Here is a 15,208-nt window from a genome sequence, read left to right on the forward strand (position 1 = left end):
TGATAATGGCCACCAGCATCATGCAGTTCAAGATTTACCGCTACGACCCGGACAAGGACCAGGCACCCTATATGCAGGACGCCTCGGTCGAGGTCGATTTCTCGCTCGACCGCAAGTTGCTCGATGTCCTCACACGTCTGAAAGCCAAGGACGATTCGCTGGCGTATCGGCGCTCGTGCCGCGAGGGGATCTGCGGTTCCGATGCAATGAACATCAACGGCAAGAACGGTCTCGCCTGTCTGACCGAAATCAAGGACCTCAAGCAGCCGGTCGTCCTTCGGCCACTGCCCGGGCTACCGGTCATCCGCGACCTGATCGTCGACATGACGCAGTTTTTCAAGCAATACCACTCGATCAGACCGTACCTGGTCAACGAGGGGCCGCGTCCGGAGCGTGAGCGCCTGCAGTCGCCCGAGGACCGGGAAGAACTGAACGGCCTTTACGAGTGCATTCTCTGTGCGTGCTGCTCGACCTCGTGCCCGTCGTTCTGGTGGAACCCCGACAAGTTCGTCGGCCCGGCCGGACTGCTCAACGCCTATCGCTTCATCGCCGATACGCGCGACTTGGCGACGAATGAGCGGCTGGATGACCTTGAGGACCCGTATCGCCTGTTCCGCTGCCACACGATCATGAATTGCGTAGACGTTTGCCCGAAGGGTCTCAACCCGACGCGGGCCATCGGCAAGATCAAGGAAATGATGGTTCGTCGCGCCATCTGATGGAGGACAGGGAAAAACTCAACCGTCTGCGCTGGCGCTGCACGCGCCGTGCCATGCTCGAGATGGATCTGCTGCTCGGTGAATTTCTCGAGCGCGTTTATCCGAGTCTGACGCCGGTGCAGGCGGAGGCGTTTGTCGATCTGGCCGACATGGAGGATCTTGAACTGTGGCCGCTGGTCAATGGCGCCCGGGCAAGCTCGGACCCGGTGCAGGCGGAAGTCCTCGCGTTATTGCGCAACGTAAGAGTGAAGTAAGGAAGTTGCCCTAGATTCTCGCGGCTTCCAGTTCGTAGCTGTGACCTCAACACCTGTACGGGGAAAAGAAATGACGACCGAACGTAAAGCAACTCTGATCATCGAAGGGCGAGCTCCCGTCGAGTTTCCAATCATGACGCCAACGCATGGCAACGAATGCATAGACATTCGCACCCTGGGCGCCAAGACCGGTCTGTTCACCTACGACTCGGGCTACCTGTCGACCGCGAGTTGTCGGTCTACGGTCACCTTCATCGATGGCGACAAGGGCGAGCTGCTTTATCGTGGCTATCCGATCGAGCAACTGGCCGAGCAGTGCAACTTCCTTGAAGTCGCCTACCTGCTCTGGAACGGAGAACTGCCGACGGCGGCGCAGAAGGTCAACTTCGAGAACAACATCAAGCAGCACACCATGGTGCACGAGCAACTGGTGAAGTTCTATCAGGGTTTCCGCCGGGACGCGCACCCGATGGCCGTACTGGTCGGGGTGGTCGGCGCGCTTTCCGCTTTCTACCACGAAGCGGAAAATTTCTCCGATCTCGAGCACCAGAACATCAGCTTCAACCGCATCGTCGCCAAATTGCCGACGATCGTCGCCATGGCGTACAAGTACCACCGCGGCGAGCCCTTCATCTATCCGCGCAATGACCTGGACTATACGGCGAACTTCATGCACATGATGTTCGGCACGCCGTGCGAGCAATACAAGCCGAACCCGGTCCTCGTGCATGCACTCGACACCATTTTCACCTTGCATGCCGACCACGAGCAGAATGCCTCGACCTCGACCGTTCGCCTGTCGGGATCGTCCGGAGCCAACCCCTACGCCTGCATCTCGGCCGGTATCGCCTGCCTCTGGGGGCCGGCGCATGGCGGAGCAAACGAGGCCTGCCTGGAAATGCTCGAGGAAATCCACGATGTTTCCCGCGTCGGCAAGTACATCGCACGTGCCAAGGACAAGAACGACGATTTCAAGCTGATGGGCTTCGGACACCGGGTCTACAAGAATTTCGACCCACGCGCCAAGCTGATGCGCAAGGTCTGCGGCGACGTCCTGCACGAGCTCGGCCTGCAGAACGACCGCCTGTTCAAGTTGGCGATGGAACTCGAAAAGATCGCCCTGGAAGACGACTACTTCATCGAGAAGAAGCTGTATCCGAACGTCGACTTCTATTCCGGTATCGTGCAGAAGGCACTCGGCATTCCGACCTCGATGTTCACGTGCATTTTCGCCCTGGCACGAACGGTTGGCTGGATGACCCAGTGGGAAGAGATGATCAACGATCCGGAATACAAGATCGGTCGTCCGCGTCAGCTCTACGTCGGTGCGGCGAGACGCGACGTCATCGCGATCGACCAGCGCTAGGTCGAAAGACGCAAAAGGGCGGCTGCTCGCGGGCCGCCCTTTTTTCATTCTGTGGTCTTGACACCACGGGTTTTCGCATCCAGAACCAGGACCGTGACGACAGGTAAAGCCATGATGAATCAGTTGTTTGGTAACTCCCTCCTTTTCGGCGGCAACGCGCCCTTCGTCGAGGAGCTTTACGAAAACTATCTCGACAATCCCGGTTCAGTTTCCGAGCAGTGGCGCGATTACTTCGACAAACTGGGCCGGCTGCCGGGTTATGTGGACCGCGACGTCCCGCATCTGCCGGTGATCAACGCGTTTGCCGAGCAGGCGCGCAAGGGTGGGTACCGCGCCGCCGCAGTGGCGCCGATCGACGATCGCAAGCAGGTCGGCATTCTCCAGATGATCACCGCCTACCGCTTCATTGGCGACCGCTGGGCGAATCTGGATCCGCTGAAGCGTACCCCACGCCCCGAGATACCGCAGCTTGATCCGGCCTACTACGGCCTTTCCGACGCCGACCTGAATACCGTCTTCAACGCCGGATCGTTCAAGGGGACGCCCGATCACGCCACCTTCGGACAGATCTACGACGCGCTCAAGGCGACCTATTGCGGCGTGATTGGCGTCGAGTACATGTATCTGAGCACCGTTGCCGAGAAACGCTGGATTCAGGATCGCCTGGAACGTATCCACTCGAAGCCCAACTACACCGCCGACGAACGCAAGCGGATGCTCGAACGGCTGACCGCGGCCGAGACGCTCGAACGCTATCTGCATACGCGTTACGTCGGTCAGAAGCGCTTCTCGCTGGAAGGTGGCGAGTCACTGATCGTCGCCATGGACGAGCTGATTCGAGTTGCCGGGGCCGGTGGCGTTGATGAGATTGTGGTTGGCATGGCGCATCGTGGGCGGCTCAATGTGCTCGTCAATACGTTGGGCAAGGCGCCGGCGATGCTTTTTGACGAGTTCGAGGGCAGGAAGGCGCAGGACCTGTCGGCGGGCGACGTGAAGTACCATATGGGCTACTCCTCCGACGTTTCGACCCCCGGCGGGCCGTGCCATCTGACGCTCTCGTTCAATCCTTCGCATCTGGAGATCGTCAATCCGGTCGTCGTCGGCTCGGTCTATTCGCGCCAGCGTCGGCGCGGCGAAAACGGCAAGGAAAAGGTGCTGTCGGTGCTGATTCATGGCGATGCAGCGGTTGCCGGACAAGGCGTGAACCAGGAGATGCTGAACTTCGCCCAGACGCGTGGCTACGGCGTCGGCGGAACCATTCATGTCGTGGTCAACAATCAGATTGGTTTCACCACGTCCGATCCGCGCGACTATCGCTCGTCGCTCTACTGCACCGACATTTTCAAGATGGCCGAGGCGCCGATTTTCCACGTGAACGGCGACCACCCTGAAGCGGTCGCGCTGGTTACTGGAATCGCCGCCGAGTACCGGCGCACCTTCAAGAAGGACGTCGTCGTCGACATCGTCTGCTATCGCAAGCTCGGCCACAACGAACAGGACGAGCCGATGGTGACGCAGCCGCTGATGTACAAGAAGATTCAGCAGCATCCGGGGACGCGCAAGCTGTACGGCGACAAGCTGGTTGCCGAAGGCGTTCTGCCGCCGGAAGGGCCGGACGAACTGATCGCCGACTACCGGGCGCATCTGGACCGCGGCGAGTTGCTCTACAACCCGGTGATTGCCGGCTACAAACACCCGATGACGATCGACTGGACGCCGTTCCTGACGCCCACGTACATCGAGGTCTGCGATACCAAGGTGCCGGTCGCCGAGCTGCAGCGGCTGGCCGAACGGCTGACGACGATCCCGCCCAACTTTACCCTGCACAGCCGGGTCAAGAAGATCATCGAGGACCGGCGGCAAATGGGCGAGGGCAGACTGCCGGTCGACTGGGGAATGGCTGAGAATCTGGCCTATGCCTCGCTGCTCGTTTCCGGCTATGGTGTGCGGGTATCCGGCGAGGACGTTGGACGCAGCACCTTCTTCCATCGGCACGCAGCGCTGCACGATCAGAACCGCGAGCACTGGGATCGGGGCACCTACTATCCGCTGGCGCATCTGCAGGAACGGCAGGGAGGTTTCCAGTGCTTCGATTCGGTGCTCTCGGAAGAGGCCGTGCTCGCTTTCGAATACGGCTACTCGACGGCCAATCCGCACGAGCTGGTCGTCTGGGAAGCGCAGTTTGGCGACTTCGCGAACGGTGCGCAGGTGGTCATCGACCAGTTCATTGCCTCCGGGGAAGCCAAGTGGGGGCGGGCAAGCGGACTCGTCCTCCTCCTGCCGCACGGCTACGAAGGGCAGGGGCCAGAGCACTCATCGGCGCGCATTGAACGCTACATGCAACTGTGCGCCGAGATGAACATGGAAGTCTGCCAGCCGTCGACGCCGGCGCAGGTCTTCCACATGTTGCGCCGGCAGGCAATCCGCAACCAGCGCAAGCCGCTGGTCGTCTTTTCGCCGAAGTCACTGTTGCGCCACAAGGATGCGACGTCGTCGCTGGAAGAATTGAGCGACGGCGAATTTCAGCGCGTGATTGGCGAAGTCGAGCCGATCAACGCGAAGAAGGTGACGCGCGTCATCTTCTGCTCCGGCAAGGTCTACTACGAGTTGATTGCCGCCCGGCACGAGCGCAAGATCGGCCACGTGGCAATTGCCCGGCTCGAGCAGTTTTATCCCTTCCCGCAAGACTCTTTTCAGGAAGAACTGGCCAAGTATCCGAAGGCGACGGAAGTCGTCTGGTGCCAGGAGGAGCCGCGCAACCAGGGGGCCTGGTACTGGATTGCCTCACGCCAGCACCTGTCGCGCTCGCTGAGCGACAAGCAGCATCTCCTGCTTGTCTCGCGCCCAGCGTCGGCGTCGCCGGCGGTCGGCTACCAGAGCAAGCACAATGCCCAACAGAAGGCTCTGATCGACTCCGCGTTCGGTGAGATCGAGTACTATAAATTGCCCTAGAACGGAGTGAACATGATCATCGACGTCAAAGTTCCACAGCTTTCCGAGTCGGTCGCCGAAGCGACGCTGGTTGCCTGGCACAAGAAGGCTGGCGAAGCCGTCGTGCGCGATGAAAACCTGATCGACATCGAGACCGACAAAGTCGTCCTCGAGTTGCCGGCGCCCGATAACGGTGTGCTGGTCGAGATCGTCAAGGGCGATGGGGAAACCGTTGTCTCCGGCGAAGTGATCGCGCGCATCGATACGGCCGCCCAGGCAGGGACCATCGCTGCGCCGGTCGCCAAGGCGCCAGCGCCCGCCAAGGCGGCGGAAGCCAGCGCACCGCCACCAGGCGGTTCCGCACCCGGCGTTGCCCTGCCGGCGGCACGCAAAATTCTGGAAGAGAAAGGCGTTGCCGTCGGCGACGTTGCCGGCACCGGCCGGGGCGGCCGAGTGACCAAGGCGGACGCCTTGGCAGCGGCGGTCCCCGCGGCACCGGCGCCGGCCGCCAAGTCGGTCGGCAAAGCCGCCGCGGGGTCCGCGGCGGTGCCCTCGCCTTTCGTCAACGTGACCGCCAGTTTGCCGCCCGCGCCCGAGGTGACGATTCCGTTTGGCGAGCGGCCGGAGCAGCGCGTCCCGATGTCGCGTCTGCGCGCGCGTGTCGCTGAGCGCCTGCTGCAGTCGCAGGCGACCAACGCGATATTGACCACCTTCAACGAAGTCAACATGGGTCCGATCATGGCGCTGCGCAAGCAGTACGGCGAGCGTTTCGAGAAGACGCACGGCGTCCGTCTTGGTTTCATGGCCTTTTTCGTCAAGGCTGCGGTCGCCGCCTTGCAGCGCTTCCCGGTGCTCAATGCCTCGGTCGACGGCAGCGACATCGTCTATCACGGCTACATCGACATCGGGATTGCCGTTGGCAGCCCGCGTGGACTCGTCGTACCGATCCTGCGCGACGCCGACCAGATGAGCTTTGCCGACATCGAGAAGAAGATCGGCGAGTTCGGCGTCAAGGCCAAGGATGGCAAACTGTCGATGGAGGAACTGACCGGCGGAACCTTCTCGATTTCCAACGGTGGCGTTTTTGGTTCGATGCTCTCGACGCCAATCATCAACCCACCGCAGTCGGCGATTCTCGGCATCCATGCGACCAAGGATCGGCCGGTCGTTGAGAACGGGCAGATCGTCAGCCGGCCGATCAACTACCTGGCCATGTCCTACGATCACCGGATCATTGATGGCCGCGAAGCCGTCCTCGGGCTGGTGACGATGAAGGAGGCGCTGGAGGATCCGGCTCGTCTGCTGCTCGGCGTTTAACCCCCCACCTCAGGGCACGGAGAAGCCCAGAGCCGCACTCTGCGCGCACTCCGTGCCTTCGTGTCTCTGCGCTTGGAAAGGGAATCAGTCATGTCCAAACAATTCGACGTTCTCGTGGTCGGTGGCGGTCCGGCGGGCTACGTTGCCGCCATTCGGGCAGCGCAACTCGGCTTCAGCGTCGCCTGCTGCGAATCCAACGCCTACGCCGACCCGAAAGGCGAGCCGCGTCTGGGCGGCACCTGCCTGAATGTCGGTTGCATTCCGTCGAAAGCGCTGCTGCATACCTCGCATCTCTTCGAGGAAGCGGGCCACAGCTTCGCCGAACAGGGCATTTGTGTCGGCGCACCGAACATCGACGTCAGCCGGATGATTGCGCGCAAGGATGGCATCGTCAAACAACTCACCAGCGGCATCAAGGCGCTGTTCAAAAAGAACAAGGTGACCTTGCTCAACGGCCATGCTGCCTTCGTCGAGCGCAAGGCTGCAGCGGTCGGCGAAGTCTGGCAGATGCGGGTCGGCGAGAACGTCGTCGAGGCTCGGCAGGTGATCCTGGCCACCGGCTCCAAGGCGCGTCATCTGCCCGGCATTCCGGTCGACAACGAGATTGTGTGCGACAACATCGGCGCGCTCGACATTGACGCCGTTCCCAAGCGGCTGGCGGTGATCGGCGCCGGCGTTATCGGCCTCGAGATGGGCAGCGTCTGGCGCCGGCTCGGTTCCGACGTCACCCTGCTCGAAGCACTTCCGGACTTTCTCTCGCTGGCCGACATCGATGTCGCCAAGGAAGCCGCCAAGGTCTTTGCTCGGCAGGGTCTGAGAATCGTTACCGGGGTGACGATCGGAGAAGTCAGGGTCTCGCCGACCGGCGTCTCGATCGACTACACCGACAAGGACGGGAACCCGCAAAGGCTGGATGCTGATCGCCTGATCGTTTCGATCGGCCGCGTGCCGAACACGGATGGTCTGGGCGCCGAAAAGGTCGGTCTGCAGATCAATGCACGCGGGCAGATCGAGGTGGACGCACATTGCCGGACGAACCTGCCTGGCGTCTGGGCGATCGGCGATGTCGTTGCCGGACCGATGCTGGCGCACAAGGCGATGGAAGAGGGCGTCATGGTCGCCGAACTGATGGCGGGACAAGCCGGACACTGCAATTTCGAGACGATCCCGTGGGTGATCTACACCAGCCCGGAGATCGCCTGGGTCGGGCGCACCGAGCAGCAACTGAAGGCCGACGGCACTGCTTACAAGGTGGGCAAGATTCCCTTCGCCGCCAACGGACGCGCGCTCGGCATGGGCGATCCGACGGGCTTCGTCAAGGTGCTGGCCTGCGCCACGACGGATCGCGTGCTTGGCGTTCACATCATCGGTGCAAATGCCTCCGAGCTGATTTCGGAAGGCGTCGTAGCGATGGAGTTCGGTGCAGCGGCGGAAGACCTGGCGCGCATCTGTCATGCCCACCCGACGCTTTCGGAGGTGGTGCACGAAGCAGCCCTGGCGTGCGACAAGCGACCGCTGCATTTCTGAGCGGGCGATTCCAGCTGACTTCGCCGCACTGACGGCGGCCGCTCTTGGAGGGCATGCAACCCGTACTGATCGTGCGCAGCAGACTGCATCGTCCGCCGGTTGTCACGGACTATGTCGTACGCAGCGAACTGAGCGAACGGCTGGACGCAGGCAGCCACTTGCCGTTGACGCTGGTCCTGGCGCCTACCGGTTATGGCAAGACGCTGCTCGTCTCCCACTGGCTGAGCAGGCGGGTGCCTGCGGCGGCTTGGCTCTCGCTGACGCGCGAGGAGAGCGATCCGCTGCGCTTCGTCGCCTATCTGGTTGCTGCCGTGCGCACGGTCGTGCCCGATGCATGCCAGGAAACGCTGCGGCTTCTGGAGCAGGGGCAGCCGTCGCTGGCCGTCCTCGGTGCGCTGCTCAGCAACGACCTGGAAGCGCTGAACGAGCCCTTGCTGGTCGTTCTCGACGACTACCAGGCCATCGACTCGGCCGACACGCACGCCTTGCTGGACGGTCTGCTGGCGCATCCGCCAAGCGCGCTGCGCCTGATCATCGTCACTCGCCGCGCGCCGCCCTTGTCGCTCGCCACACTGGGCGTGCGCGGTCTGCTATGTGAACTGCGCGGGCGCCTGCTGGAGTTCAACGCGCAGCAATCGGTCGATCTGATCGAGCGCTGCGCGGGTCGCTGCCTGAGCGACGCGGAGAAGCTTCTCGCGCAGCAGTGCGCCGAGGGCTGGCCAGTCGGCGCACGCCTGGTCGGGATGGCGCTGCGCCACGGAGGTCGGCTGGACGATCGGGCTTCGGCGCTGGACGGCGGGTTGCAATGGGTCGATGCCTATCTGCGCGAAGACGTTCTGACGCAGCAACCGGACGAGATTCGCCGAGGCTTGCTCGTCTCCGCGGTGGTCAGCCGCTGCTGCGTTGAGCTCTACGCGGCGCTGGTCGGCGAGGATGTCGGAACAGAGGCTTCCGATCTGCGCGCTGAGGCTTTCGTGTGCGCCATCCTCGGTGGCGACGTGCCGTACCAGGCCATCGACGACGAAGGCAACTGGTTTCGCTATCACCGTTTGTTTCGTGGCTTCTTGTTGCGCCAATTGCCCCGCTTCTGCTCACCCGAGGAAATCGCGCAACTGCATTGGCGAGCTGCCACCTGGTGCGAAGCGCGTGGCGAACTGGCAGAAGCCGTGCGCCATGCGCGCGCGGCTGGCGGCGATACGGCCGCGGGCTGTCTGCTGACTCGTCATGCCGATGAATTGCTCGGCCGACACCGCCGGCACGAACTGGCACGCTGCTTGCGCGCACTGTCGCTCGATACGGTCGAGCAGACCCCCGCGTTGCTGCTGCTGAAAGCCTGGCTGATGCATCATCAAGGGCGGCACATCGAAACCGCGCCGGTCCTCGACCGCATCGACGCTCTGCTCGGCACCAACGATGCTGCGAGTGTGGTTCCTGCCAACGACGCGCCTGGCCTGGCCGGCAGCTTGACGGCGCTACGCAGCGTCCAGGCGTACCTCAGCGGCCATGCGGGAGCAGCGACTGCCGGCGCCGAACGCGCACTGGCGCTGCTCCCAGCCGACTGTCAGCATGCTCGCGTGCTGGCGCAGAGCGTGCTTGCCGCGGGTCGGCAAATGAGCGGCGATCTGCTCGGCGCGCGCGAGTTTCTGCGTTCGGCGTTGGTCAATGCGAGCGGTCCGGTGAACGCCTGCCAGGCGCCACTGGCGGCCACGCTCTGTTTCATCGAGTGGATGGCGGCGGATCTGTCGGCGCTGCAGTGGACGGCGAATCAGGCCTTCGATCTGAACGACATGGGATCCGGCTGTGCTGGCAACATGGCACTTGGTCGCTATTTCGTCGGGATTGCTCACTATCAGCGCAACGAACTCGGCAAGGCTGAGGCGGCCTTGCTGCCTGCGCTGGATCCGACTTGCGCGCCACTTCTCGGCTACCGGAGCGAGATCTCGATTGCGCTGGCTGCGGTCTATCAGGCGCTTGGTCAGGGTGAGCGCGCGCGCGGCATCGTCGACGAACTGTGCCGACATCTGGAACGTAACGAAGATCTGCCGGCGCTTTTTCGCGCGCGCGCCTATCAGGCCGACCTTGCCCTGCGCCAAGGCCGTACAGCCGATGCCGCGAACTGGGCGGGCAACTTCGATCCCGGTCCCGTGCAGTTTGCCTACCGTTTCTTCAATGCCCCGCATTTGACGCTGGCGCGCGTCTGGCTCGCGCAAAGGAGTGGTGAGAGCCTTGACCAGGCCGAGCAGCTTCTGCGTTTGCTGGAATCGCAACTGACGGCCGGTAACAACCACCGTTTCCTGATCGAGGTGCTGGCGCTGCAGGCGATGCTTGCCTGCTTGCGCGGGGATCAAGTAGCGACTGGCGAGCGGCTTGCCCGGGCGGTGGCGCTTGCCCGGCCAGGCGGCCTGATTCGGGTCTTCGTCGACCTCGGGCAGGACCTGGTCCGACCGTTGAAGCGCCTCGAACTGGTGAGGGATGCACCGCGCTACCTCGCGCAGATTCTCTCCGGACTCAACGACGAGTTGCTGCTGAGCAGCGGCCGACGCCAGCTTGGCGACGACCTGACGCGTCGCGAGCTGCGCATCCTCAAGCTGTTGGCGCTGCGCCTGAGCAACGTCGAAATATCCGAAGAGCTGTGCATCTCGCGGGCGACGGTCAAACGCCACACACAGAATATCTACCGCAAGCTGTGCGCATCGAACCGGCGAGACGCCGTCACCCGCGCCAGCAGCCTCAAACTTATCGGCGATCGCTGAGTCTGCTTCACCCCGATTGAAGCGTTCCGGCCGGTCGATTGGCGCCTGGCGACACGGCGGCGCGAGGCGCGCTCAGTGGCCGCTGCGGCCGTCCAGCGGCTTTTCCTTGACCTGCGTCACAGGCCAGCTTGCCGAACAAAAAAATGGCCCATTTCATGGCCCGTTATCACCCGTCTTTTGCCTTGTCGCTTTTCCCGCCGGTGGCATAATTGTTCGTTATGAACATTCTTCTCGCCAAAGCGTTTTTCGGAAAGGTTTCATGTCCATGCCATTAGGCAGGGTGATTGCCGTCGTTTCGCAAAAGGGCGGAGCTGGGAAGACGACGGTGGCGATGCAGCTCGGCGGTGGCTTCCACGCGATCGGTGCATCGGCTCTGCTGATCGATCTGGACCCGCAGGAGAGCGCCTTTCGCTGGGCCGAGTCGGCCTCCTTGATCGATGCGAAACTGCATCTGGATGTGCGCAAGATGTCGGGCCTCGAGCTGATCAAACATGTGGTCGACCTGCAGGGAGAGGCCGATTATGTCGTGCTCGACACGCCGCCGTCGATAGCCCACCCATCAACCATGGCAGCGCTCGCGGTGGCGCATCTCGCCATCGTACCGGCAGTACCGAGCCCGACCGACCTGTGGTCAACGCTGGCCGTCGAGCGCCTGATCCTCAAGCGAATGGAGCAAAGCCACCGGCTGCACGGCTGCATCGTGCCCAACCGCGTGCAAAACACGGCGCTTGCCAGTGATGTCCTGGACCTGTTACGCGAATTCACTCTGCCAATCCTTGACGTGATGCTTGCCCAGCGCAATGCCTATGCGCAGAGTGCGGTCGTGGGCGCATCTGTCTTCCAGCTTGGCGCGGGCGCCGAAGCGGCCCAGGCGGAGGTACGCAAGCTGGTTGCCGAAGTCCTTAAACAGTTGGGAGAAACATGATGTCGACATCGGGAAGCGATACCAGCAACAAGGCAGCGTTGCGCGCCAGCCTCAAGAAGGAAGACGAATCCTTGGGCGAACGTCTGGCAGCAAGCGAACTGCCGCTGCTTGTCCCGCCGGACCCGGAGGTGGCCAGCGCTCCGGCGCCGACAGCGGAGACGCCGGTGACGCCGCTTGCGCAGGTCAGCGGCTCGCGGTCGACTGGCCAGCGTCCTGCCGCCGGCAAGGGCAAGGCAAGAGCCGCCGCAACCGACAAGACGGCGGGCAAGACGCCAGCCCCGGCGGCGGGTGATCACGCAGCGCCGGTCAAGGGCGCGAAGAAGTCGGCGCCATTGGCCAAGGCTGACAAGACTGTCCCGCCTGCCAAAGGCGGTGCGGGTGGCAAGAAGTCGGGCAAACCCGGGCGACCGGTCGAGCCGGTCGTCACGGCGAAGGGCAAGCGCGATAAAGCCATCCGCTTGTCCGTCGAGATTTTGCAAAGTGAGGAAGCGGCAATCGAAGGCGTGCGCGCCAATCTGGCAAAGCTTGGCGGTTGCGCGGCGAGCCGGGGCGACATTCTGCGTGCCGGGATTCGCCTGTTTGCCGAGCAGTCACTCGAGCAAATGAGGGGCGCTGTCGACGGGCTGGCCAGGATAGCGAGCGGGAAGGGCAAGAAGAGGGGATAAGCGGGACAGACGCAACCCAATCCCTAGCCGGGCCCGGAACGCAAGCGCGGCGCGCCGCCGGTGCCATGTGCGGCCGCCGCCACGGGAGGGAAATCATGGCAAGAATGCAGGCAGGGTTCAGAAATCGCACCGGAAACCGTCGGTGCGCCGGTTTTTTGTTGATTGACAGTGATAGTGCTCGTCAGAGCAGTTAACCAAGGGAGGTCGTATGTTTAGCAGTCTGATGCCGCAACGCAAGGAATTTTTCGAACTTCTCGCGGCCCACGCGGAACAGGTGGTGGCCGGCGCGAATGCCACGTTGCGTCTGATCAATGGGTTGGGGGATGGCGGTGCAAACCTCGCGGCGCTCGTCGCGGAAGTCAATGAACACGAGCACAATGGCGACCAGATCAAGGCCAAGGTCATCGAGCGCCTGCACCAGTCCTTCACGACGCCGATCAACCGCGACCAGATTCATGCGCTGGTCAGCGATCTCGACATGACGCTGAACGTACTGCAGAGCGTGGCCAACGCGCTGGGCATGTACAACATCACGCAGTCGACGGTCGAAGCGCGCGAAATGGCGGCGCTGAGTGCCGATGCCTGCATGCGCTTGAGCCGGGCAGTTGCCGCTCTGGCCGACAAGAATCGCGGCGAAGAAACACTGAACCTGTGCAAGGAAATCGAGGAGATCGAATCGAAGGCCGACAAGGTTCAGCACAAGGCGATCACCGCGCTCTTCAAGGAGGGCGCCAACGTCTGGCAGACGATGAAGATGCGGGAATTCTATTCTCTGCAGGAAGCCGTGCTCGATGCCTGCCAGGACTCGGCGAAGATGATCGAAGAGATCCTGATCGAAAACTCCTGAGAGGTAGCCGAAAATGGAAGGCCTAAATATGAGCATCTGGACGCTGGCGCTGCTGATCGCAGTAGCGCTCGCGTTCGACTTCATGAACGGGTTTCATGATGGCGCGAACTCCATCTCGACGATCGTCGCGACCGGCGCGCTGACCCCCAAGCAGGCGGTGCTGTTTGCCGCATTCTTCAACTTTGCCGCGCTCTGGGTGTTTCAGCTCAAGGTAGCGGCGACCATCGGCAAGGGCACGGTCGACCCCAAGTTCGTCGATTACTACGTCATTTTTGGTGCCTTGATCGGCGCCTTGGCGTGGAATATCATCACTTGGTATTACGGCATCCCGTCGTCGTCGTCGCACGCGCTGGTTGGCGGGCTGGTCGGCGCCACCGTTGCCAAGGCGGGTTCGGGTGCACCGATCGTCTGGGAAGGTTTCGGCAAGATCCTGGCGTTCATCATCATCTCGCCGCTGGTCGGGGTGATCATCGGTGGGCTTCTGATGGTCCTGGTCGCCTGGATATTCAGGAATCAGTCGCCGTATCAGGCAGGGAAGTGGTTCAAGGGCGGCCAGCTTTTTGCCGCTGCCGCGTACAGCCTGGGGCATGGCGGGAACGATGCGCAGAAGACGATCGGCATCATCTGGCTGCTGCTGATTACTGCCGGCGTGGCGACCAAGGATCAGTCGACGCTGCCGACGTGGGTTATTTACTCGTGCTATTTTGCCATCGCCTGGGGAACATATCTCGGCGGTTGGCGGATCGTCAAGACGATGGGCACGAAGATCACCAAGCTCAACTCGATCAGCGGTTCGTGCGCCTCGATGGGCGGCGCGATTACGCTTGGACTGGCAACGCTGGGTGGGATCCCGGTGTCGACGACGCACACGATTACCGGCGCGATCATCGGCGTCGGCGCGGCCACCGATGTCAAGGCCGTGCGTTGGGCGATTACCGCCAATCTGCTCGTTGCCTGGGTGCTGACGATTCCGGCTTCTGGCCTGATCGCCGCGCTGTTCTGGTATATCGGGACGAAGTTCCTGTAAGGCAGGGAGAGTCCCCGGACAGAGCATGACGCCCCGGCGACGGGGCGTCGAGCGCCTGAAGTAATGCTACCCAGTCAATCGTTGTCACCAAAGTCAATAAAGGGAGGTAATCATGTTACCCAAGCGGTCCGAGTTTTTTGAGCTTCTCGCGGCACACAGCGAGCGCGTTCTGGCGGGTGCCAGCGCCATGCTGCGCCTGGTCAGCAGTCTGGGGGTCAGTCAGGGCGATGTCGCTGCGCTGGTCGAGGAGATCAACATGAACGAGGCAAGTTCGGACCAGATCAAAGCTGACCTGATGACCATGCTGCACAAGTCGTTCGTCACGCCGCTGAATCGCGACCAAGTCTATGCCCTGACGCTGGACATCGACAGCGTAATGAACAAGGTGCAGGATGTCGCGCAGGCGGTCAGCATCTACAACATCACCGAATCAAGCCGCGAGTCGCACGAGTTGGCGTCGATGACCGTTGATGCCTGCACGCGTCTGACGCGCGCCATCGCGTCGCTGAAGGAGCGCGAGCGCAATCAGGAAACGGTGAACCTCTGTGTCGAGATCGAGCGCATCGAGGAGAAGTCGGTCGCCGTGATCTACAAGGCGATCAAAGCCCTGTTCGATGCCGAGGGTGACGAGCGTGCCGCCATGCGGGCGATGCGCATGCGACAGTTCTATTCGCTGCAGGAGAAGGTGCTGCGGGCAACCAAGAAGGCGGCGCAAACCCTCGAGGAAATCCTGCTGCAGAATGCCTGAGCTTGTTTGTCTGGCGCGCCGATCGTGCGCCGGCCGGTGACTGCCCGGCCGGCGTTGTTCGCTTGGGCGCCGACGACTGGTCTTCTCGCAGGAGCAGCGCGGCGCACCGTGCTGTCGGACGTCGTGTGA

General features: G+C 62.4%; 12 protein-coding genes. All 12 read left to right on the plus strand.

The window, feature by feature from the left end:
- Positions 1-5: 5 nt before the first annotated feature.
- Positions 6-719, plus strand: a complete 714-nt coding sequence (locus Q1L59_RS15525; RefSeq protein WP_300333912.1) for a succinate dehydrogenase iron-sulfur subunit — start codon at positions 6-8, stop codon at positions 717-719.
- Positions 719-973: a succinate dehydrogenase assembly factor 2 gene (locus Q1L59_RS15530; protein ID WP_300333914.1), complete on the plus strand. Its 255-nt coding sequence runs from the start codon at positions 719-721 to the stop codon at positions 971-973. Before Q1L59_RS15525 ends, Q1L59_RS15530 begins: the two co-directional genes overlap by 1 nt.
- Before the next feature lie 70 nt (positions 974-1,043).
- Entirely contained in the window at positions 1,044-2,339 is a 1,296-nt protein-coding gene (gene gltA / locus Q1L59_RS15535) for a citrate synthase (protein ID WP_300333917.1), read from the plus strand.
- Between the two features lie 111 nt (positions 2,340-2,450).
- Positions 2,451-5,291 (plus strand): 2-oxoglutarate dehydrogenase E1 component, encoded by a 2,841-nt coding sequence (locus Q1L59_RS15540; protein WP_300333919.1) that lies wholly within the window; start codon positions 2,451-2,453, stop codon positions 5,289-5,291.
- Positions 5,292-5,303: 12 nt separating this feature from the next.
- Positions 5,304-6,587, plus strand: coding sequence for a 2-oxoglutarate dehydrogenase complex dihydrolipoyllysine-residue succinyltransferase (odhB, locus tag Q1L59_RS15545; protein WP_300333922.1), 1,284 nt, complete (start codon positions 5,304-5,306; stop codon positions 6,585-6,587).
- Between the two features lie 90 nt (positions 6,588-6,677).
- Positions 6,678-8,114, plus strand: a complete 1,437-nt coding sequence (gene lpdA, locus Q1L59_RS15550; RefSeq protein ID WP_300333924.1) for a dihydrolipoyl dehydrogenase — start codon at positions 6,678-6,680, stop codon at positions 8,112-8,114.
- 53 nt (positions 8,115-8,167) lie between these two features.
- Complete coding sequence (locus Q1L59_RS15555; protein WP_300333925.1) at positions 8,168-10,867, plus strand: LuxR C-terminal-related transcriptional regulator; 2,700 nt, start codon at positions 8,168-8,170, stop codon at positions 10,865-10,867.
- A gap of 265 nt (positions 10,868-11,132) precedes the next feature.
- On the plus strand, positions 11,133-11,792 hold the full coding sequence (locus tag Q1L59_RS15560; RefSeq protein WP_300334021.1) for an AAA family ATPase: 660 nt from the start codon (positions 11,133-11,135) through the stop codon (positions 11,790-11,792).
- Positions 11,792-12,457 carry a hypothetical protein gene (locus Q1L59_RS15565; protein WP_300333927.1) on the plus strand — a complete coding sequence of 222 codons (666 nt, stop codon included), beginning with the start codon at positions 11,792-11,794 and terminating at the stop codon, positions 12,455-12,457. Before Q1L59_RS15560 ends, Q1L59_RS15565 begins: the two co-directional genes overlap by 1 nt.
- Positions 12,458-12,665: 208 nt before the next feature.
- On the plus strand, positions 12,666-13,304 hold the full coding sequence (locus tag Q1L59_RS15570) for a DUF47 family protein (RefSeq protein ID WP_300333928.1): 639 nt from the start codon (positions 12,666-12,668) through the stop codon (positions 13,302-13,304).
- Positions 13,305-13,317: 13 nt separating this feature from the next.
- Positions 13,318-14,331, plus strand: a complete 1,014-nt coding sequence (locus Q1L59_RS15575; RefSeq protein WP_300333929.1) for an inorganic phosphate transporter — start codon at positions 13,318-13,320, stop codon at positions 14,329-14,331.
- 112 nt (positions 14,332-14,443) lie between these two features.
- Positions 14,444-15,079: a DUF47 family protein gene (locus Q1L59_RS15580; protein ID WP_300333930.1), complete on the plus strand. Its 636-nt coding sequence runs from the start codon at positions 14,444-14,446 to the stop codon at positions 15,077-15,079.
- Positions 15,080-15,208: the final 129 nt, after the last annotated feature.

Source organism: Accumulibacter sp. (assembly GCF_029255125.1).
In the GTDB taxonomy this organism is placed as follows: domain Bacteria; phylum Pseudomonadota; class Gammaproteobacteria; order Burkholderiales; family Rhodocyclaceae; genus Accumulibacter.

Bases quoted from the DNA above. Each gene is read 5' to 3' on its own strand.
- Q1L59_RS15525 (WP_300333912.1), top strand. From the start codon at position 6: ATGGCCACCAGCATCATGCAGTTCAAGATTTACCGCTACGACCCGGAC.
- Q1L59_RS15530 (WP_300333914.1), top strand. From the start codon at position 719: ATGGAGGACAGGGAAAAACTCAACCGTCTGCGCTGGCGCTGCACGCGC.
- gltA (WP_300333917.1), top strand. From the start codon at position 1,044: ATGACGACCGAACGTAAAGCAACTCTGATCATCGAAGGGCGAGCTCCC.
- Q1L59_RS15540 (WP_300333919.1), top strand. From the start codon at position 2,451: ATGATGAATCAGTTGTTTGGTAACTCCCTCCTTTTCGGCGGCAACGCG.
- odhB (WP_300333922.1), top strand. From the start codon at position 5,304: ATGATCATCGACGTCAAAGTTCCACAGCTTTCCGAGTCGGTCGCCGAA.
- lpdA (WP_300333924.1), top strand. From the start codon at position 6,678: ATGTCCAAACAATTCGACGTTCTCGTGGTCGGTGGCGGTCCGGCGGGC.
- Q1L59_RS15555 (WP_300333925.1), top strand. From the start codon at position 8,168: ATGCAACCCGTACTGATCGTGCGCAGCAGACTGCATCGTCCGCCGGTT.
- Q1L59_RS15560 (WP_300334021.1), top strand. From the start codon at position 11,133: ATGCCATTAGGCAGGGTGATTGCCGTCGTTTCGCAAAAGGGCGGAGCT.
- Q1L59_RS15565 (WP_300333927.1), top strand. From the start codon at position 11,792: ATGTCGACATCGGGAAGCGATACCAGCAACAAGGCAGCGTTGCGCGCC.
- Q1L59_RS15570 (WP_300333928.1), top strand. From the start codon at position 12,666: ATGTTTAGCAGTCTGATGCCGCAACGCAAGGAATTTTTCGAACTTCTC.
- Q1L59_RS15575 (WP_300333929.1), top strand. From the start codon at position 13,318: ATGGAAGGCCTAAATATGAGCATCTGGACGCTGGCGCTGCTGATCGCA.
- Q1L59_RS15580 (WP_300333930.1), top strand. From the start codon at position 14,444: ATGTTACCCAAGCGGTCCGAGTTTTTTGAGCTTCTCGCGGCACACAGC.